Origin of the sequence: Muricoccus nepalensis, assembly GCF_006438825.1 — a bacterium.
In the GTDB taxonomy this organism is placed as follows: domain Bacteria; phylum Pseudomonadota; class Alphaproteobacteria; order Acetobacterales; family Acetobacteraceae; genus Roseomonas; species Roseomonas nepalensis.
In genome coordinates this window covers 14,335-32,438 of record NZ_RCZP01000049.1, presented here as the reverse complement: position 1 = coordinate 32,438, position 18,104 = coordinate 14,335, and the positions used below count along the sequence as shown (strand labels likewise).

General features: G+C 73.3%; 12 protein-coding genes, 1 tRNA gene and 1 rRNA gene. 11 read left to right on the top strand and 3 right to left on the bottom strand.

What is annotated here, in order from left to right; all coding sequences use genetic code 11:
* Positions 1–166: 166 nt before the first annotated feature.
* The 10 genes from rrf to EAH89_RS26915 all read left to right on the top strand — a co-directional run bounded on the left by rrf (position 167) and on the right by EAH89_RS26915 (position 10,957).
* A 5S ribosomal RNA gene (gene rrf, locus EAH89_RS26960) occupies positions 167–281 on the top strand.
* 35 nt (positions 282–316) lie between these two features.
* A tRNA-Met gene (locus EAH89_RS26955) sits at positions 317–393 on the top strand.
* Between the two features lie 259 nt (positions 394–652).
* Entirely contained in the window at positions 653–1,756 is a 1,104-nt protein-coding gene (locus EAH89_RS26950; protein WP_140886795.1) for a YihY/virulence factor BrkB family protein, read from the top strand.
* Positions 1,757–1,859: 103 nt separating this feature from the next.
* Complete coding sequence (locus EAH89_RS26945) at positions 1,860–3,386, top strand: UxaA family hydrolase (RefSeq protein WP_140886792.1); 1,527 nt, start codon at positions 1,860–1,862, stop codon at positions 3,384–3,386.
* Positions 3,387–3,407: 21 nt separating this feature from the next.
* Entirely contained in the window at positions 3,408–4,952 is a 1,545-nt protein-coding gene (locus tag EAH89_RS26940; RefSeq protein WP_140886791.1) for a UxaA family hydrolase, read from the top strand.
* Positions 4,949–5,992, top strand: coding sequence for an Ldh family oxidoreductase (locus EAH89_RS26935; protein ID WP_241667234.1), 1,044 nt, complete (start codon positions 4,949–4,951; stop codon positions 5,990–5,992). Before EAH89_RS26940 ends, EAH89_RS26935 begins: the two co-directional genes overlap by 4 nt.
* A 217-nt stretch (positions 5,993–6,209) precedes the next feature.
* Entirely contained in the window at positions 6,210–7,184 is a 975-nt protein-coding gene (locus tag EAH89_RS26930; RefSeq protein WP_140886790.1) for a Bug family tripartite tricarboxylate transporter substrate binding protein, read from the top strand.
* A gap of 166 nt (positions 7,185–7,350) precedes the next feature.
* Positions 7,351–8,670 (top strand): paraquat-inducible protein A, encoded by a 1,320-nt coding sequence (locus tag EAH89_RS26925; RefSeq protein WP_161993789.1) that lies wholly within the window; start codon positions 7,351–7,353, stop codon positions 8,668–8,670.
* On the top strand, positions 8,667–10,376 hold the full coding sequence (locus EAH89_RS26920) for a PqiB family protein (RefSeq protein WP_140886788.1): 1,710 nt from the start codon (positions 8,667–8,669) through the stop codon (positions 10,374–10,376). The genes EAH89_RS26925 and EAH89_RS26920 overlap by 4 nt, the downstream gene beginning before the upstream one ends.
* A complete protein-coding gene (locus EAH89_RS26915; RefSeq protein WP_161993788.1) occupies positions 10,373–10,957 on the top strand; it encodes a PqiC family protein in 585 nt (194 codons plus the stop codon). The genes EAH89_RS26920 and EAH89_RS26915 overlap by 4 nt, the downstream gene beginning before the upstream one ends.
* A 63-nt stretch (positions 10,958–11,020) precedes the next feature.
* Here the strand turns inward: EAH89_RS26915 and EAH89_RS33240 are convergent, their stop codons facing one another.
* The 3 genes from EAH89_RS33240 to yghU form a co-directional block, all read right to left on the bottom strand.
* Positions 11,021–14,821 carry a Calx-beta domain-containing protein gene (locus EAH89_RS33240; protein WP_140886786.1) on the bottom strand — a complete coding sequence of 1,267 codons (3,801 nt, stop codon included), beginning with the start codon at positions 14,819–14,821 and terminating at the stop codon, positions 11,021–11,023.
* Between the two features lie 210 nt (positions 14,822–15,031).
* Entirely contained in the window at positions 15,032–16,081 is a 1,050-nt protein-coding gene (locus EAH89_RS26905; RefSeq protein ID WP_206667691.1) for a 2-dehydropantoate 2-reductase, read from the bottom strand.
* Between the two features lie 21 nt (positions 16,082–16,102).
* Positions 16,103–16,978, bottom strand: coding sequence for a glutathione-dependent disulfide-bond oxidoreductase (yghU, locus tag EAH89_RS26900; RefSeq protein ID WP_140886785.1), 876 nt, complete (start codon positions 16,976–16,978; stop codon positions 16,103–16,105).
* A 158-nt stretch (positions 16,979–17,136) separates the two neighbouring features.
* Between yghU and EAH89_RS26895 the strand changes: the two genes are divergently transcribed.
* Positions 17,137–18,078 (top strand): LysR substrate-binding domain-containing protein, encoded by a 942-nt coding sequence (locus EAH89_RS26895; protein WP_140886784.1) that lies wholly within the window; start codon positions 17,137–17,139, stop codon positions 18,076–18,078.
* Positions 18,079–18,104: the final 26 nt, after the last annotated feature.

Here is an 18,104-nt window from a genome sequence, read left to right as displayed (position 1 = left end):
GGTAACAAGCGCAGCCGAGCGGTCCTAATCGCCCGATCGAACTCCTCAACACACGCCGCGTGAGGGCCCAAACCCTCGCCGCACGCAGCACCAACGCGCTACCCCCTCACACCTCGCCATCCTCCCCCTCACCAGGGGAACACCATCAGACGTTCCGGCCCGGTGGCCTGGTGCCTACAGCGAGTGTGCCACACCCGATCCCATCCCGAACTCGGCCGTGAAACCACCCTGCGCCTATGGTACTGTGTCCTAAGACACGGGAGAGTCGGTCGGCGCCAGACCACCAGACCGGAACGTCAATCCTACCATCACCTCACGCGGGGTGGAGCAGCCCGGTAGCTCGTCAGGCTCATAACCTGAAGGTCACAGGTTCAAATCCTGTCCCCGCATCCAAAACACACGGCACCACACCACGCGACGCCAACGCACACCTCACCAACCAAGCACCACACCAACGCCCCGACGCCCCAAGCGCCGGGGCGTTGGTGTCTGGTAAGAACTTGTTCGTCTCCTACACCCGCGACCGGGCTCGACCGTCTTTCGCCAACCGGTTGCAGCGAGCAGCGCCCCGCAGCGTTCAGTTCTCCAGAAGCAGCCGCCGCGGCGGTGTCGGTGACGACAGCCAGCGCGGCCACGCAGCGTTGGAGTGAGCATGAACGACGGGACAAAGCGGCTTGGCCTGCTCATCGCGGCGACGGCGGCGACGATTGGGTTGATGGCCACGGGATTTTCGCGTCGGCAACAGACCGTAGCCGTCCAAGGCTCTGGTGAGCATGGGTCGCGCGCATCGAACCCTTCCGGCCAAGATCATTTTCAGAGCGTCGGGAATCGAGGCCAGTCGGCCACAAAGCCCTCCGATATCCCCGCGCGGGGCTGGTGGGACATCCTGCGGCGCACCGCGTCGCAAGCGTCCAAGGACCGGCTTCTGACCGAGGCGGCCGGTGTTACCTTCTACGCGATCCTGGCCCTCTTTCCCGCGCTCAGCGCCATGGTGTCGCTCTACGGCCTCTTTGCCGACCCTGGGACGATCAACGACCATCTGGCGTCGCTCTCGGGCTTCGTGCCGGGAGGCGGCATGGACATCATTTCGGAACAGGTGCGCCGGGTTGCGTCCCAAGGGGACGGCACCCTTGGTTTCGGGGCCGCGGCCGGCCTCCTTCTATCGCTCTGGAGCGCGAACGGGGCGACGAAGGCGGTCTTCGACGCGCTGAACGTCGTCTACGAGGAGGACGAGAAGCGCGGCTTCGTCCGCCGCACGCTCACCACCCTGGCCTTCACCATCGGCGCGATCCTCTTCGCCCTGTTCGCCATGGCCGCGGTCGTCGTCCTCCCCATCCTGCTGGACTATGTCGGGCTTGGCTCGACCTTCGAGACCCTCCTGCGGGTGCTGCGCTGGCCGCTGCTTCTCGCGGCGGTTGGCGTGCTGCTCGCCTGTCTCTTTCGCTACGGCCCGAGCCGCGATACGGCCCGCTGGCGCTGGGTGAGCTGGGGCGGGGCCTTTGCCGCGGTGGCCTGGCTCCTTGGCTCGGCCGGCTTCTCCTTCTACGTGGCCAATTTCGGCAGCTACAACGAGACCTATGGCGCGCTCGGCGCGGTGATCGGCTTCATGACCTGGATCTGGATCTCGACCGCCATCGTCCTGGTGGGGGCGGAGCTCGACGCGGAGATGGAGCGGCAGACGGAGAGGGACACCACCGAAGGTCCTGAGGAACCGCTCGGAGCGCGCGGCGCGAAGATGGCCGACACGGTGGCCTGAGGCCGCCCGGGCCCGTCACGCCTCACCCGTACTCCGGCACCGGACTCGGCCGATCGGGAAAGCCGGTCTAGACAGGAGGGAACGAGGAGCGGGAGGAGCGCGCATGGCGGTGATGACGTTGGGCACGGCCCGGGCTCTTCGTCTCCACGCGGACGACAACCTCCTCGTTGCTCGCCACGCCCTTGCCCCCGGCGACAGGCTTGCGGATGGTCCGACCGTGGCCGAGGCGGTGCTGCCGGGCCACAAGATCGTGGCAAGGGACATCGGAGCCGGCGAGACGCTGGTCCGGGGCGGACTGCCGATAGGAAGGGCGGCGCTTGCCCTCCGGGCCGGGACCCGCCTGCGCCCCTCCGACCTGCGGGCGGACCTCGCGCCAGGCGCGTTCCGCTTTCCTCCACCCAGAGAAGGCTTGGCGCCGCCGGCCGGCGCCACCTTCCAGGGATACCTTCGGGAGGACGGGCGAGTCGGCACCCGCAACACCGTCGGGGTGATCGTGGTCGGTAACTGCGGCGCGACCGCGGCGCGCCAGGCGGCCGACTGGTTCGACGAGGACCGGCTCGCCGCCTTCCCGAACGTCGACGCCGTCGTGCCCTACATCCACGAGATCGGCTGCGGGATGGAGATGACGGGGGAGCCGATGGACCTTCTCCGCCGCACGCTCTCCGGCTTTATCCGGCACCCCAACACGGCGGGCGCCGTGGTCATCGCCCTCGGCTGCGAGCGCAACAACCTTCGCAGCTTCCTCGAGCAGGAAGGGCTGGCCGTCGGGGAGCGGCTGCAGACGGTGACCATCCAGGAGGTCGGCGGCATCCGCCGGGCGGTCGAGGCGGCGAAGGGCATGGTGGAGCGCATGCTGCCCGCCGCCAACGCGGCCCGGCGCCAGGCTGTCCCGGCCTCCCGCCTCGTCCTCGGGCTGCAGGGCGCGACCCCGGACGGCTTCTGCGGCCTCTCCGCCAACCCGGCGCTCGGCGTGGCGGTCGACCTCCTGCTCGCCGCCGGGGGAACGACCATCCTGTCGGAAACGCCGGAGCTCCTGCCCCTGGGCGACTCCCTCCTGGCGCGCGCCGCCTCGCCCGCCATCGCGGCGGCGCTGCGCGAGCGGCTCGACTGGTGGCATGGCTATGGCCGCGGGCGGGACACGGCGGTCAACGGCGCCCTCGACGAGGCGCAGGCCGCCGCCGGCCTGGCCAGCGCGCTCGAGAAGGCGCAGGACGGCGCCCTCAAGGCCGGTCACGCGCCGATCTCCGCCGTCCGCCGCTACGCCGAGCGGGTCGAGGGGCCGGGCCTCGTTTTCATGGACACGCCGGACTACGAGCCCGTCTCCGTCACCGGCCAGATCGCGGGCGGGGCCACGCTCGTGGCGATGACCACCGGCCGCGGCACCGCCTTCGGCTCGCAGCCGGCCCCCACCGTCAAGATCGCGGCCAGCAGCGAGGCCTTCGCGCGCCTGGCGGAAGATACCGACCTCGACGCCGGCCCGGTGCTGGACGGGCTTCTCGGCGTGGAGGCCATGGGCGCCCGCGTCTTCGAGGCCTTGCTGCGCCACGCCTCGGGCGAGCCGACGAAGGGCGAGATCGAGGGCATGGGGCTGAACGAGTTCGTGCCCTGGCCCGTCGGCGTGCTGGCCTGACCGGCAGGAAGGAGCAAACCCATGGACGGCAGCCCCCCGCGCCCCAACGCCAACCCCTTCATCCGGCTCGACCCCGCCGACAACGTCGTGGTCGCGCGGATGCCGGTGCCCGCCGGGACAGCAGTGCCGAGCGAGGGCACCGTCACGCGCCACGACGTGCCGGCCGGCCACAAGATCGCGGCCCGCCCGATCGCGAAGGGGGAGGCGGTGCTGAAGTACAACACCGTCATCGGCTACGCCTCCGAGGACCTCGCGCCCGGCACCTGGATGCACAGCCACAACATCCTCTTCGACGCCGTGGAGAAGGACTACGCCTTCGGCCGGGACTACCGGCCGACGGAGCTCCTGTCGGAGGAGCGCCGGGCCCGGTTCCTGGGGATCCGCCGGCCGGACGGCCGCGTCGCCACGCGCAACCATGTCGGCGTCTTCGTGCTCGGCAACGCGGGCGGCACAGCGGCCCGGAAGATCGCCGACTGGTTCACGCCGGACCGGCTGCGCGACTACCCGAACGTCGACGGCGTCGCCCCTTTCGTCCACGAGCTCGGCGACGGCATGGAGCGCTCCGGCGAGCCGATGGCGCTGCTGCGCCGGACCATCGCCGGCACCCTCCGCCACCCGAACACGGCGGCCGCCCTCCTCATCGCGGCGGGCGGCGAGGGCAACGGCCTGGAGGGCTTCCTGCGGGAGACGGGCCTCGAGCCCGGGCCGGCGCTGCGCACCCTGGTGATCAGCGAGACCGGCGGGCTGCGCCGCGCGGTCGAGGCGGGGCGGGCGATGGTCGAGGCGATGCTGCCCGCGGCCAACGCGGTCTCGCGCGAGCCGGTCCCGGCCTCACACCTCGTGGTGGGCATGCAGTGCGGCGGGTCGGACGGATTCTCGGGCCTCTCGGCCAATCCCGCCCTCGGCGCAGCCATGGACATCCTCGTGCGCCACGGGGGCACGGCCATCCTGAGCGAGACGCCGGAGATCTTCGGGGTGGAGCACACGCTGACCGCCCGCGCGGTGACCCCCGAGGTCGGGCGGAAGCTCGTGGCCCGGATGGACTGGTGGCTCGCCCACAGCGAGGGCCGCGACACCCAGATCAACGGCCGCGTCAGCCCCGGCAACAACGCGGGGGGCCTGGCGAACGTGCTCGAGAAGTCGCTCGGGGGGGCGAAGAAGGGGGGCAACTCGCCTCTCATGGAGGTCTACGAGTACGCGGAGCCCGTCACGGCGCGCGGCCTCGTCTTCATGGACACGCCGGGCTACGACCCCGTCTCGGCCACCGGCCAGATCGCGGGGGGCGCGAACATGGTGATGTTCACCACCGGCCGCGGCTCCTGCTTCGGCTCCCTGCCCGCGCCGACGATCAAGCTGGCCTCCAACACCCCCATGTACGAGCGGATGGTGGACGACATGGACATCAATTGCGGCACCATCATCGACGGCGACGCGACGGTCGCCGAGATGGGCCAGCGCATCTTCGAGCGGCTGCTGCGACACGCCTCCGGCGAGCGGACGAAGAGCGAGCTGAGCGGCATGGGGCGGGACGAGTTCGTGCCCTGGCCGATCGGGGTCGTGGCGTGAGCGGCGGGGAAGGCCTCCCGGCCGGGCGCCTGCGCGGCTTCGCGGCCGCCCTCTTCGGCGCGGCGGGGATGGACGCAGAGAAGGCCGCGGCCGTCGCCGAGATCCTGGTGGAGGCCGACATGCTCGGCCACGACACCCACGGCCTGTCGCTCGCCGCGCGCTACCTCGACGAGATCGAGGCGGGGGCGCTCGCCGTCACCGGGGAACCGGTGGTGGTCTCCGACCGCGGCGCCTGCCTGGCCTGGGACGGCCAACGCCTGCCCGGGCCCTGGCTGATGGTCCGCGCGATTGACCTCGCGATGGAGCGCGCGGCGCGCCACGGGATGGCCGCGGTCGCGATCGGCAACGGCCACCACATCGCCTGCCTCGCGGCCTATCCAGCGCGCGCGACGGCGCGGGGCATGGTGCTGACCATCCATTCCTCCGCCCCCGGGGTGGCGACCGTCGCCCCCTTCGGCGGCACCGCCGGCGCGCTGTCGCCCGCGCCCTTCGCCATGGGCTTCCCGACGGGGGGCGACCCCGTGCTGATCGACGTCAGCGCCTCCATCACGACCAACAACATGGCGCTCCGCCTCGCGCGCGAGGGGCGGCGCTACGACCGGCCCTGGCTGATGGACGCGGAGGGGCAGGCGACCGACGACCCGACCGTGCTCCAGCGCGGCGGCACGGTGCTGCCGGCGGGCGGGCAGGACCACGGCCAGAAGGGCTATGGCTGGGCCCTGGCGGCGGAGGCGCTGAGCCAGGGCCTCTCGGGGCACGGGCGGGCGGAGGGGACGCGGCCGATGGGCAACGCCGTCTTCCTGCAGGTCTTCGACCCCTCGGCCTTCGGCGGCGCCGAGGCCTTCCGGCGGGAGACCGACGTCATCACCGGCGGCTGCCGGGCGAGCGCGCCCCGGCCCGGCGGCCCGCCGGTGCGCCTGCCGGGCGAGGCGGGCCTCCGCCACCGCGCGGCTGCGGAGAGGGACGGCGTCCGGCTGAGGGACGGCATCCTGGACGGCCTGCGGCCCTGGGCGGAGAGGCTCGGCGTGCCGATCCCCTGAGGGGCGCCGCCGCGGCAGCCGCGGCGGCGAGGCGGCGAGGCGGCGGATCATGCAGCCGCTTCATGGACCGATGAACATCTATCGATGGCTTTCCGGCCGGACGCGCGGTCAGATGCGGCCAACGACCCGCCCGGCGGGCTTCCGACGCGTCGCCCTTGCCCGGGCGCCACACGGGGGCGGCGCGCGGCGAAGGCTCGACCGGAGAGGATGACGTTCGATGACGAGGAAGCTGCCGTCGCGCCGGCTGGCCCTGGCCTGGTCCCTGGGAGCGGCCCTGCTGGCCCTCGGACCCCGCCCCGCCCTGGCCGAGACCTACCCGGACCGCCCTCTGCAGATCATCATGCCGCTGCCCCCGGGTTCGGGCACCGACCTTATGGCGCGCGTCTTCGCGACCGAGCTCGGCGGGATCCTCGGGCAGCGGGCGGTGGTGAACAACCGGACGGGGGCCTCGCTCACCATCGGGATGGCCGCCCTCGCGAACGCGCCGGCCGACGGCTACACGCTCGCCTTCACCCCCGTGACGCCGATCGTCGTGCAGACGCACCGGGTGAAGAACCTCGGCTACGGCCGGGACAGCTTCGTGCCGATCTGTCAGACCTTCGAGAACGTCTTCCACGTCGCGGTCCCGCCCTCCTCGCCCTTCCGCGACTTCCGCGCGCTGGTCGACCACGCCCGCGCGAACCCGGGGCGGCTGCGCTACGGCCACACGGGGCCGGCCTCGGGGCCGCACCTGCTCGGCGAGCAGATCTGGCGGCAGGCCGGCGTCGGGCTGGTCGACGTGCCCTACCGGGGGGAGGCGGACTTCGCCACGAACCTTCTCTCCGGCACGCTAGACATCGGCATGGCCACGAGCTTCCTCGTGCAATCCCTGAATCTCCGCTCCCTCGCCGTCGCCTCCTCGGAGCGGCTCCCCTCCATGCCGGAGGTGCCGACGGTCGAGGAGCTCGGCCTCGGGCGGGTGGCCTCGGTGACCTATGGCGGGCTCTTCGTCCGCGCCGGCACGCCGGAGGCGGTGACGACCCGCCTGGAGGAGGCCTGCCGCCGCGTGGTCGAGGGCGCGCCCTACCGCGAGGTCGCAGAGAAGCAGGCTGTTCGCGCCACCTATCTCGGGCGCGGGGAGATCGGCCGGCGGATGGCCACGGACGAGGCCGTCGTCGGCGCCCTCATCCGCGAGCTCCACCTCGAGGAGTAGGCGTTTTCCCGAAATAACGATCCGGGCAGGAAACCGACCGGAGCGCTGTGGCATTGCTCGATCGTAGCCAGGGCGGAGCAACCTTGCCGAAGACCCGATGCAGCGCGCGGCCCGGCCATCCCGCGGGCTCGACCGGACGCCGACTCCCGCCGGTGCCCGCCGTCTGATGCCGGCCTTTGCCGCCGCGCCGGCCCCCGTGCCAGCCACCCTGCCAGCCCCGGCACCGGCGCGCCGCCCGCTGGAATGCGACGGCTGCGGCGAGGTGCTGCGCCTGCCCGCGCTTGCCCGTCGGACCGAGGCCTGCTGCCCGCGCTGCGACGCCGTGCTGCGCGGCCCGTCCGGCTCCCTCGACGCGCCGCTCGCCCTCGGGATCGCCGGGCTCGTGCTCTACGCGATCACCATGGCTTCCCCCTTCCTCAGCCTGAACCTGCTCGGCCGGCTGCGGACGAGCGGCGTCGAGACCGGCGCGGCGGCCTTCATCGAGCAGGGCTTCGTGCCCCTCTCGGCGCTGGTGGTGCTGACGCTGGTCCTGGCGCCGCTCGCCCGGCTGCTGTTGCTCGTCGGCGTCCTCCTCGGGCTGCGGCTTCGGCACCCGCCGCGCGGGCTCTTCCACGCCTTCCGCTGGCACGAGCGGCTGGGGAGCTGGGCGATGGTGGAGGTGTTCCTCTTCGGTGCCCTCGTCTCCTACACGCGGCTGCGCGATCTGGCGGAGGTGGAGGTGGGGCCGGCCGCCTACGGGGTCGCGGCGCTGGCCCTGACGCTGGTGGCGGTGCGGGCGGTGCTGGAGCCGCAGCTTGTCTGGGACGCGCTGGAGAGGCATGGCGCGACCGCGGCGGGGCGGTATGGCTGGCCGGAGGCGGAGGCCGGCCGGGCGCCGCCCATCAGCTGCGACTGCTGCCGGTTGCTGGCCGCGGCGCCGGCGGGGTCGCCCTGTCCGCGCTGCGCCGCGCGCCTGCACCCGCGGAAGCCGAACAGCGTCGCCCGGACCTGGGCGCTCCTCCTCGCGGCCCTCGTCCTCTACGTCCCGGCCAACATCTACCCGGTGATGGTGATCGTCACCTTCGGCCGGGGCGGGCCGCACACGATCCTCGGCGGCGTGGCGGAGTTCCTGTACAGCGGGTTCTGGCCGCTGGCCCTCATCGTCTTCCTGGCCAGCGTGATGGTGCCGGTGCTGAAGCTGGCGGGGCTGGTGGTGATGCTGGTCGGCATCCACCGGCGCTCCGCCGCCCGGCTCCGCGACCGCACGCGGCTCTACCGCGCCGTGGAGGCGATCGGGCGCTGGTCGATGATCGACGTCTTCGTCGTCTCCGTGCTGATCGCCGTCGTGCGCTTCGGCAACCTGGCGTCCATCGACGCGGCGGTGGGCGCGACCTGCTTCGCGGGCGTGGTCGTGCTGACGATCCTCGCGGCCTCGGCCTTCGACCCGCGGCTGATGTGGGACGCGGCCGGCCGGCCCGGTTCCACCGCGCCGGGGGAGCAAGCATGAGCGGCGACGGCCGGGAGGCGCCGCCGGGCCCTGGCGTCGCGGAGGCAACCACGCGCCGCCGGCGGTTCTCGTTCGTCTGGCTCGTGCCCCTCGCGGCGCTGCTGGTCGCGGGCTATCTCGGGTGGCGCAGCCTCTCGGACCGGGGGCCCCTCGTCACCGTCACCTTCCGCAACGCCGACGGGCTGACGGCGGGGCAGACCGCCGTGCGCTACAAGGCCGTGCAGGTCGGCACGGTGGAGGCGGTGCGGCTGAGCGACGACCTGCGCCAGGTCCGCGCCGCCATCCGCATGAACGCCGAGATCGCCCCCCGCCTGACCGAGCGGGCGCGCTTCTGGGTGGTGCGCCCGCGACTCACCGCGGGCAACGTTTCGGGACTGGAGACGATCGTCTCGGGCAGCTTCATCGAGTTCGACCCGGGATCGGAACAGGGCGAGGCGCGGCGCGACTTTACCGGGCTCGACGACCCGCCGGGCGTGCGCTCGGACGAGCCGGGGCGGGTCTTCACGCTGGAGGCGCGGCGGGCCGGATCGCTCGACCGCGGCTCGCCCGTCATCTTCCACGACGTCAACGTCGGGGAGGTGCTCGGCCTCGACGCGCCGGGGCTGGACGGCAAGGTCAACCTGCGGGCCTTCGTGCGCGCGCCCTACGACCGCTACCTGCGCGAGGGTTCGCGCTTCTGGAACGCCTCCGGCGTGAACCTCCGCGTCGGCGCCGAGGGGGTGAAGCTGGAGCTGGAGAGCCTGCGCGCCCTCCTCTCCGGCGGGGTGGCCTTCGACACGCCCTCCGAGTTCCAGGACCAGCCGCCCGTGCCCGACGGGGCGCGCTTCCAGCTCTACGAGGACCTGGAGGCGGCGATCGCGGCGACCTCGAAGGAGCGGCTCGAGTTCCTCGTCTACTTTGACGGCTCCGTCCGCGGCCTCGGGCCGGGCGCGCCCGTGGAGATGCGGGGCGTGCGGATCGGCAGCGTGCTCGACCGCAGCCTCGAGTTCGTGCCCGCTGACGAGACCTTCCGCGTCCCCGTCCACCTCGCGATCGAGCCGAGCCGGATCTCCTTCCCCGAGGCCGGCGCGGTCCGGACGAAGGAGGACGTGCTCTCCTTCACCCGGCGCATGGTCGAGCGCGGACTGCGCGCGCAGCTGCAGAGCGCGAGCCTGCTCACCGGCCAGATGCTCGTCTCCCTCGACTTCCACCCCGATGCCGCGCCCGCCGAGGCGCGGCTGCAGGGAGGGGACATCGTCCTCCCGAGCCTTGGCGGCGGGTCCGACCTCATGGGGGCGCTGAGCGGCGTGGCCGGGCGGATCGAGCGCCTGCCGCTGGACGAGATCGGGCGGAACCTGAACGCGGCGCTCGCCTCGGTGAACGGGCTCGTCGGCGGGCCCGAGCTGCGGGGGGCGGTGGGCGCCCTGTCCGGCGCGCTGGAGGGCGTGCAGGAGCTTGTCCGCACGGCCGATGCCGGCCTCACGCCCCTGATGCGCCGCCTGCCGGGGATCGCCTCCAACCTCGACCAGGCGATCGGGCGGGCCAACGCGGCCGTCGCGTCCATCCAGCGGGGCTACGGCGGGGATTCGACCGTCAACCGCGAGCTCGAGCGGCTGCTCGCCCGGGCGAACGACACGGCGCGCTCGGTGCGGCTGCTCGCGGAATACCTCGACCGCCACCCCGAGGCGCTGATCCGCGGACGCACCGACCGGGCGACCGAGCGGTGAGGGGCGCGAGGACGCCCGGTCGCCGCGGGCTGGCCCTCCTGGGCCTGGCGCTGCTCCCGGCGGCCTGCGCCTCCCCGGAGCCGAGCCTCTACCGTCTGCTGCCGGCGCCCGGCCCGGTCCGACGGACGCGGCCGCTGACGGTGGAGCTCCGGCAGGTGAGCGTGCCCGGCTATCTCGACCGGCCGGAGATCATCCGGGCCGGCGAGGGCGCGCGGCTGCGCTCCCTCGGCAACGAGCGCTGGGCGGAGCCGCTCGGCGACCTCCTCGGCAGCGTCCTGGCCGAGAACCTCGCGCTCCGCCTCCCCGACGCGACCGTCGTCACGGAGGGAGGGGCGCTTCGCGCGGAGGGGGATGTCGTGGTCGAGGTGGACGTGCAGCGCTTCGAGGCCGGCAGCGCGAACGTCGTCGAGCTGGTTGCCCAGGTCTCGGTGAGGAGCCGTGCCGACCGGGAGCGGCGAACGACGCGCGTCGTGCGCGCGCGCCGGGCCGCGACGGGGCCGGACACACCGGCGCTGGTCGGGGCGATGAGCGCGGCGCTGGGCGAGGTGGCGGAGGCGGTGGCCTCGATGGTCAGGGGTTAGCGCGGGCCTCCGGCTCCCGCGGAAGGGTGTCGGCGGCGCGGAGGGCCGCGCCGCCGGGTTGGTTCAGGCGATGATCGTGAACTCGCCGCCGGTCAGCGCCGGCGTGCCGGTAAAGGTCGCGATCTTCACCGCGGCGGCGCCGCCCGCGCCGTCCACGTCCCACCAGAGCGTGGTCGCGGCAGCCTGCCAGACGAAGACGCCGACCCCGGCCGGGCCGCTCGCCCGCCCCACGGCGCTCACCTCGAACCGGCCGCTGGCGGCGAGGTCCATGCCGGCCACGAGCCCGCCGCCGAAGCCGGAGGCGGAGATGTGGAACTGGTCGTCGGCCGCGACGTAGTTGGCGATGCGGTCGCCGCCCTCCGAGGCGTTGAGGTAGAGGATGACGTCCGCGCCCGCCCCGCCGTCGAGGGTGTCGGCGCCGGCACCGCCGTGCAGGGTGTCGTTGCCGGCGCCCCCGAGGAGGGTGTCGTTGCCGAGGCCGCCGGCGAGGAGGTTGTTGCCGGCGTTGCCGTCGATCTGGTTGGCCTGGGCGTTGCCGGTGCCGCTGAGGTCGGCGGTGCCGGTGAGGCTGAGGCGCTCGAGGTTGGCGCCGAGCGTCCAGGTGACGGAGGCGACGACGCGGTCGCTGCCCTCGTCGGCGAGTTCCACGACGACGTCGCCGAGGCTGTCGACGTAGTAAGTATCGTTGCCGGCGCCGCCGCGCAGGAGGTCCGCGCCGGTGCCGCCGTCGAGCGTGTCGTCGCCGAGCCCGCCGTCGAGCGTGTCGTTCCCGGCCGCGCCCAGGAGGGTGTCGTTGCCGAGGCCGCCGGCGAGGAGGTTGTTGCCGGCGTTGCCGTCGATCTGGTTGGCCTGGGCGTTGCCGGTGCCGCTGAGGTCGGCGGTTCCGGCGAGGCTGAGGCGCTCGAGGTTGGCGCCGAGCGTCCAGGTGACGGAGGCGACGACGCGGTCGCTGCCCTCGTCGGCGAGTTCCACGACGACGTCGCCGAGGCCGTCGACGTAGTAGGTGTCGTTGCCGGCGCCGCCGCGCAGGAGGTCCGCGCCGGTGCCGCCGTCGAGCGTGTCGTCGCCGAGCCCGCCGTCGAGCGTGTCGTTCCCGGCCGCGCCGAGAAGGGTGTCGTTGCCGAGGCCGCCGGCGAGGAGGTTGTTGCCGGCGTTGCCGTCGATCTGGTTGGCCTGGGCGTTGCCGGTGCCGCTGAGGTCGGCGGTTCCGGCGAGGCTGAGGCGCTCGAGGTTGGCGCCGAGCGTCCAGGTGACGGAGGCGACGACGCGGTCGCTGCCCTCGTCGGCGAGTTCCACGACGACGTCGCCGAGGCTATCGACGTAGTAGGTGTCGTTGCCGGCGCCGCCGCGCAGGAGGTCCGCGCCGGTGCCGCCGTCGAGCGTGTCGTCGCCGAGCCCGCCGTCGAGCGTGTCGTTGCCGGCGCCCCCGAGGAGGGTGTCGTTGCCGCCGAACCCCTGGATCACATCGTCGAAGGCGGAACCCCGGAGCAGGTCAGCCCCGCTGCCGCCGGCGAAGTCGTCGTTGCCGATGGTGGCCGTGCCCACGGCGATGGTCGTGCCGAGGCTGGGCGCGGAAAGCGTCACGCTGAAGCCTTCCGTCGCCTCCGCGGCCGTATCGCCGGCGACGTTGACCGTGACGGTCTTCGTTGTCTCGCCGGCCGCGAAGACCACGGTGCCGGCGGGAAGAACGCCTCCGCCGAAGTCGGTCGCGCTTGCCGGGGAGAGCCCGGTGCCGGCCACCGACCAGTTCGCAGTGTGGGTGCCGGAGAGATCGCCGGCGCGGGTCACCGTGAAGGTGAAGGGCGCGGACCCGGCATGGCCCTCGGCGTGGTCCGCCGAGAGCGCCGCGATGGAGAGCGTCGCGGCCGGGGGCGCAGGGGGGGGCGGGACAGGGAGCAGCGTGGCGCGGAACAGGTCGGAGGAGTTGTTGGTATCGTTGCTGACGAGGTTGGAGGCGTTGCTGAGGAAGGCGACGGAGCCGTCGTGGAGGAAGGTGGGGCTGGAGGAGTCACCGTTGGCGGCGGCGGTGTTGGTGGTGCTGGCGAGGCGGAGGGCGCCGGAGGCGAGGTCTTTGACGAAGACGTCGGCGGCGTTGTTGGTGTCGCCGGGGAAGATGGCGGCGCCGCTGTTGAAGGCGATCTGGGTGCCGTCGGGGGAGAAGGCGGGCTTGCCGAAGCCCGTGCCGGTGGGCTTGCCGCCGGCGTCGCTGCTGGCGAGGGTGATGGCGCCGGAGGCGAGGTCCTTGACCCAGACCTGCGCATCGTAGGTGCCGGCCGCGGCGGCGGAGAGGTTGGAGGCGCTGCTGACGAAGGCGAGACGGGTGCCGTCGGGTGAGAAGACGGCGCTGCCGGTGTAGCCGTTGGCGGGATTGCCGCCGGCGTCGCTGCTGACGAGGATGACGGCGCCGGAGGCGAGGTCCTTGAGGAGGATCTGGGGCTGGCTGCCGACGCCGGGCAGGGCGGTGCTGGCGGTGGTGAAGGCGAGCTTGGTGCCGTCGGGCGAGAAGGCGAGATCCCTGTAGCCGTAGGAGGGGACGGGAAGTTGCTGGCCGTTGGCCGCGCGGCTGACGAGGGTGACGGCGCCGGTGTCGAGGTCCTTGACGAAGAGATCGGTGCCGCCGTTGGCGTCACCGGCGACGAGGGTGGAGGAGGCGCTGGCGAAGGCGACCTTGTGGCCGTCGGGCGAGAGGACGGAGGTGTAGGTAGGGGCGCTCTCCTCGAGGCCGAGGCGGGTGACAGCGCCGGAGGCGAGGTCCTTGACGAAGAGGTCGTAAAGATCCGCGTCCCCGGCCTTGCTGCCCTGGAAGAGAACGCGGGTGCCGTTGGCCGACAGGACCGGCGGCGCGGAGCCGTACAGCAAGGCCGACCAGCCGTCGCCGAGGCTCTGGCCGTCCTTGACGACCAAGGTGAAGCCGCCGGTGCCGGCGAGGTCGCGCAGGAAGAGGCCGGAGCCCGGGGTGGTGGTGCCCGCCACGAGGTTGGTGGCGCCGCTGAGGAGGAGCAGGCGGTTGCCGTCGGCCGAGACGGCGAAGGCCTGGGTCTCGGCGTTGGCCTGGGCGCCGCCGGCGCCGAGGTTGAGGCGCAGCATGGAGAGGACGGCGGGGGCGACGTCGTCGGCGAGGATCGTGCCGGCGGCCGTCAGCGCGGTGGGCGAGGGGACGTAGACGGGCCCGTACTGCGGGGCGAAGACCGCCTTGCTGGGGGCGGAGAGCTCGAGGAGGACGGTCTCGTTGGGCTCGACGGCGCTGTCGCCGAGCACGTTGAGGGCGATGGTCTTGCTCATCTCGCCCGGCGCGAAGGTGAGCGTGCCCGAGGCGGCGGTGTAGTCCGAGCCCGCGTGCGCGGTGCCGTCGAGGCTGCGCCAGGCGACGGTGACGGTCTCGGTGGTGGGGGCGGAGAGGCGGACGGTGAAGGGCAGGGCGGCCTGCTGGCCGGGGCCGCCCTCGAGGACGGAGCCGGCGGCGAGCGAGATCTGGGGCGCGTCGTCGTTGCGGATCAGCCCCTCGCCGCGGCCGTCGCCGATGCTCGCACCCGTCGCGTTGGAGAGGTTGACGAGGAGGAGCTCGTCGGCCTCGACGGCGGCGTCGCCGAGCACGTTGACGGTGACGGTCTTGCTCGTCTCGCCCGGCGCGAAGGTGAGCGTGCCCGCGGCGGCGGTGTAGTCCGACCCCGCCGTGGCCGCGCCGTAGCGCGCGCCCGAGGACAAGGAGCCCTCGCCGTCCGCCGTCACCCAGCTCACGCTCGCCGCCGTGTCCAGCGCCTGCGTCAGCCGCACCACGAAGGACAGCTGCCGAACCCCCGACAAACCCTCCACCACCGACGCGTCACCCACCATGAACTGCGCGGAAGTCGTGGTCTGAGACATGCCCGTGGTAACCCTGCTGCCGGCCGTGGCCGATGACGTTGCGATGTCGATCTATCACACGACTTCGTGAGGCAGGAAACGGGGCGTGCTGCAAATTTTCAGAAAATGTAAACTTTCCGACGGGCGCGGCGTGTGGAAGTCCGGTCGCCGAATCGAGGCCGCACCCGGTTTGCTGAGGAGTGGACTGGGCAGCGCTGCTTTGGCCATGCTCTACAGCGGCGTGTCGATCTTCCGCGCCGCCCCCTCCGCACTCCTCGCGAGGAGCCGGACCAGCCCATGCACGCCGTTGAGACTCGGCACCTCGACGCGAAGATGCGCGGCCAGTTCGACGAGGGAGCCGAGGAGCGGTCCGAGCTCCAGCGGCCGCCCGGCCTCAAGGTCCTGCAGCATCGAGGTGTGGATCGGGCCCAGTCGCCGGGTCACCGCGATTCGCTCGTCGGGATCTCCCGGATCGGGAAGCCCGATGCTGGCGGCAAGCCGCGTCATCTCGTCCATCATGGCGCGGACGAGGCCCCGTACGCCGTCGTCGCCGAGAAGCTGCGCGGTGTCGGCGCGGGCGAGCGCGCTGAGCGGGTTCATGCAGGCGTTGCCCCAGAGCTTGCTCCAGGCGGCGGCGCGGATGTCGGCGACCTCTTCCGCCGGGATGCCGCCCCGGCGGAAGGCGTCGGCCAGCGTCGCCGCCCCCTCCGCGCCCGCGGGGCTGCCGAGCAGCAGCCGGTCCGCCTTCATCAGCCGGACATGCCCGGGCGCCTCCACGCGGCTTGCGGCATGGACCACCGCGCCGATCACGCGTCGCGCGGGGAGGGCGGCGCGGAGGGCGCCGCCGGGATCGACCGACGGGAGGACGAGCCCCTCGGCCGGGCCGCCGAACCCATCGAGGAACCACCAGGGCAGTCCGTTGATCGCCGGCAGCACGCGCGTCCCCGGGCCGAGCAGCGCGTTGATCGCTGGCAGGGCGCCCGGCAGGTCGTGGGCCTTAAGGCCGAGCACCAGGAGGTCGGCGCCGGCGAGCGCGGCGGGATCGTCGGTCGCGCGGACCCGGAAGCGCTCATGCCGATCGCCCTCGCTCAGCACCAGCCCATGGTCGCGCAGCGCGGCGAGGCTCGCGCCGCGCGCGAGGACACCCACCTCGTGGCCGCCCCGCGCGAGACCGGCCGCCAGCCAGCCGCCGATCGCGCCCGCCCCGAACACCGCTGCCCGCATCGCCGTCCCCTCGCCACCAACCCGCCCCGTCCGGCACACCGCCGACAGGACGGGCACCTTCCGCAGCGTCCCTTCGCCTCAGCCGGAAGCGGCGAGCTTGTCCGCGGTCCGCGTCTCGAAGTCGGCGGCGTCGTGGCGCTCGTGCAGCTGGCTCTCCGGCTCGCCCTGCACGCGGTTCACCATCCGGCCGCGCCGCGCCGCCGGCCGCGCGGCGATCGCGTCGGCCCAGCGCTGCACATGGCGGTACTCCTCCACCTGCAGGAACTCCGCCGCGCCGTAGAGCCAGCCCTTGGCCAGGCCGCCGTACCAGGGCCAGGTTGCCATGTCGGCGATCGTGTAGGCGTCGCCGCCGAGGTACTCGCTCTCGGCCAGGCGGCGGTCCAGCACGTCGAGCTGCCGCTTCACCTCCATGGCGAAGCGGTCGATCGGGTACTCCATCTTCGTGGGCGCGTAGGCGTAGAAGTGGCCGAAGCCGCCGCCGAGATAGGGCGCGCTGCCGACCTGCCAGAAGAGCCAGGAGAGGCACTCGGCGCGCGCCAGACCGGAGGCGGGCAGGAAGGCGCCAAACTTCTCCGCGAGGTAGACGAGGATCGCGCCGGACTCGAAGACCCGGACCGGCTCCGGGCCGCTGCGGTCGCACAGAGCCGGGATCTTGGAGTTCGGGTTCACGCCGACGAAGCCGCTTCCGAACTGCTCCCCCTCGCCGATGCGGATCAGCCAGGCGTCGTACTCCGCCCCCGCGTGCCCGAGGGCGAGCAGCTCCTCGAGCATCACCGTCACCTTCACGCCGTTGGGCGTGCCGAGGGAGTAGAGCTGGAGGGGATGGCGGCCGACGGGAAGCTCCTTCTCGTGAGTCGCCCCGGCGACCGGCCGGTTGATGTTGGCGAAGCGCCCGCCATTCGCCTGGTTCGGGGTCCAGACGCGGGGGGGCACGTAGTCGGACGGGCTGCTCATGCGCGGTTCTCCGGGCGGTCGGCAGACGGGCGGCGCGCTGGGCCGACCGTCGGGAGGCCAGTCTAAGCGGCAAGCCGCGCGCGGCCGCAACCCGGGGCGGGCCGCCGAACGAGGCGAGCGGGCTTGCCGATCCCCGCCCGCTCCGCGAAGACCGCCGGATGATGACGCCGGACTGGGTGACGCTCCGCATCCTCCTCGCGACGGCCGAGCTCGGCAGCATCACGCGCGCTGCCGCCCGCTGCGGCATCGCGACCTCCGCCGCGGCGAAGCGGGTGCAGCGGCTCGAGGCCGATTGCGGGCAGGCCGTCGTGGAGCGCGGCGCGCGCGGGGCACGGCTGACCGCGGCGGGGGAGCTGCTGGTGCGGCACGGGCGCGCCGCCTTCGGGCTGCTCGCGCGGCTGGAGGACGACCTGAAGGCGCTGGCCGCCGGGGGGCTGGGCATCGTCCGCCTCCACGCGACCACCTCCTGCATCGCGGGGCACCCGCTGCCGGAGGCGCTGGCCCACTTCGCCGCCGCGCGCCCGGGCGTCCGGGTGGAGCTGCGGGAGGAGGTGAGCCTGGTCATCCTGCAGCAGCTTCTCGACGGGCGCGCCGACCTCGGCATGATCACCGGCGAGGGCGCCCTGCCGCCGGGGCTGGAGGGCAGCGCCTGGCGCGAGGACCGCCTGCTGGCCGTGATGCCGGAGGGCCACCCGCTGGCCGCCGAAAGAGGCCTCGCCTTCGACGCCCTCCTCGGCGAGCCCATGATCGGCGCGGTGGAGAGCGGCGCGCTGTCCCTCCTGCTGGAGGAGCAGGCGCAGCGGCGCGACCGGTCGCTCCATTACCGCTTCCGGGTCGCCGGCACCGACGCGAGCCGGTGCCTCGTCGCCGCGGGCCACGGCATCGCGGTCATGCCGGAGGGCATGGTCCGCCCCTACGAGCGCGCCCTCGGCCTGCGCGGCGTGCCGCTGGAGGAGCCCTGGGCCCGGCGGCGGCTGCGGCTGGTGGCCCGCCCGGCCGGGCTGCTGCCGCCGGCCGCGCGCCTCCTTACGACCCACCTCCTCGGCGGCGCGGAGGGCATCGAGCGTCCTCCGCCGGCGGATGCCGACCCCGCCAGATAGCGATTCCCGTTCCGTTTCTGGCGAAG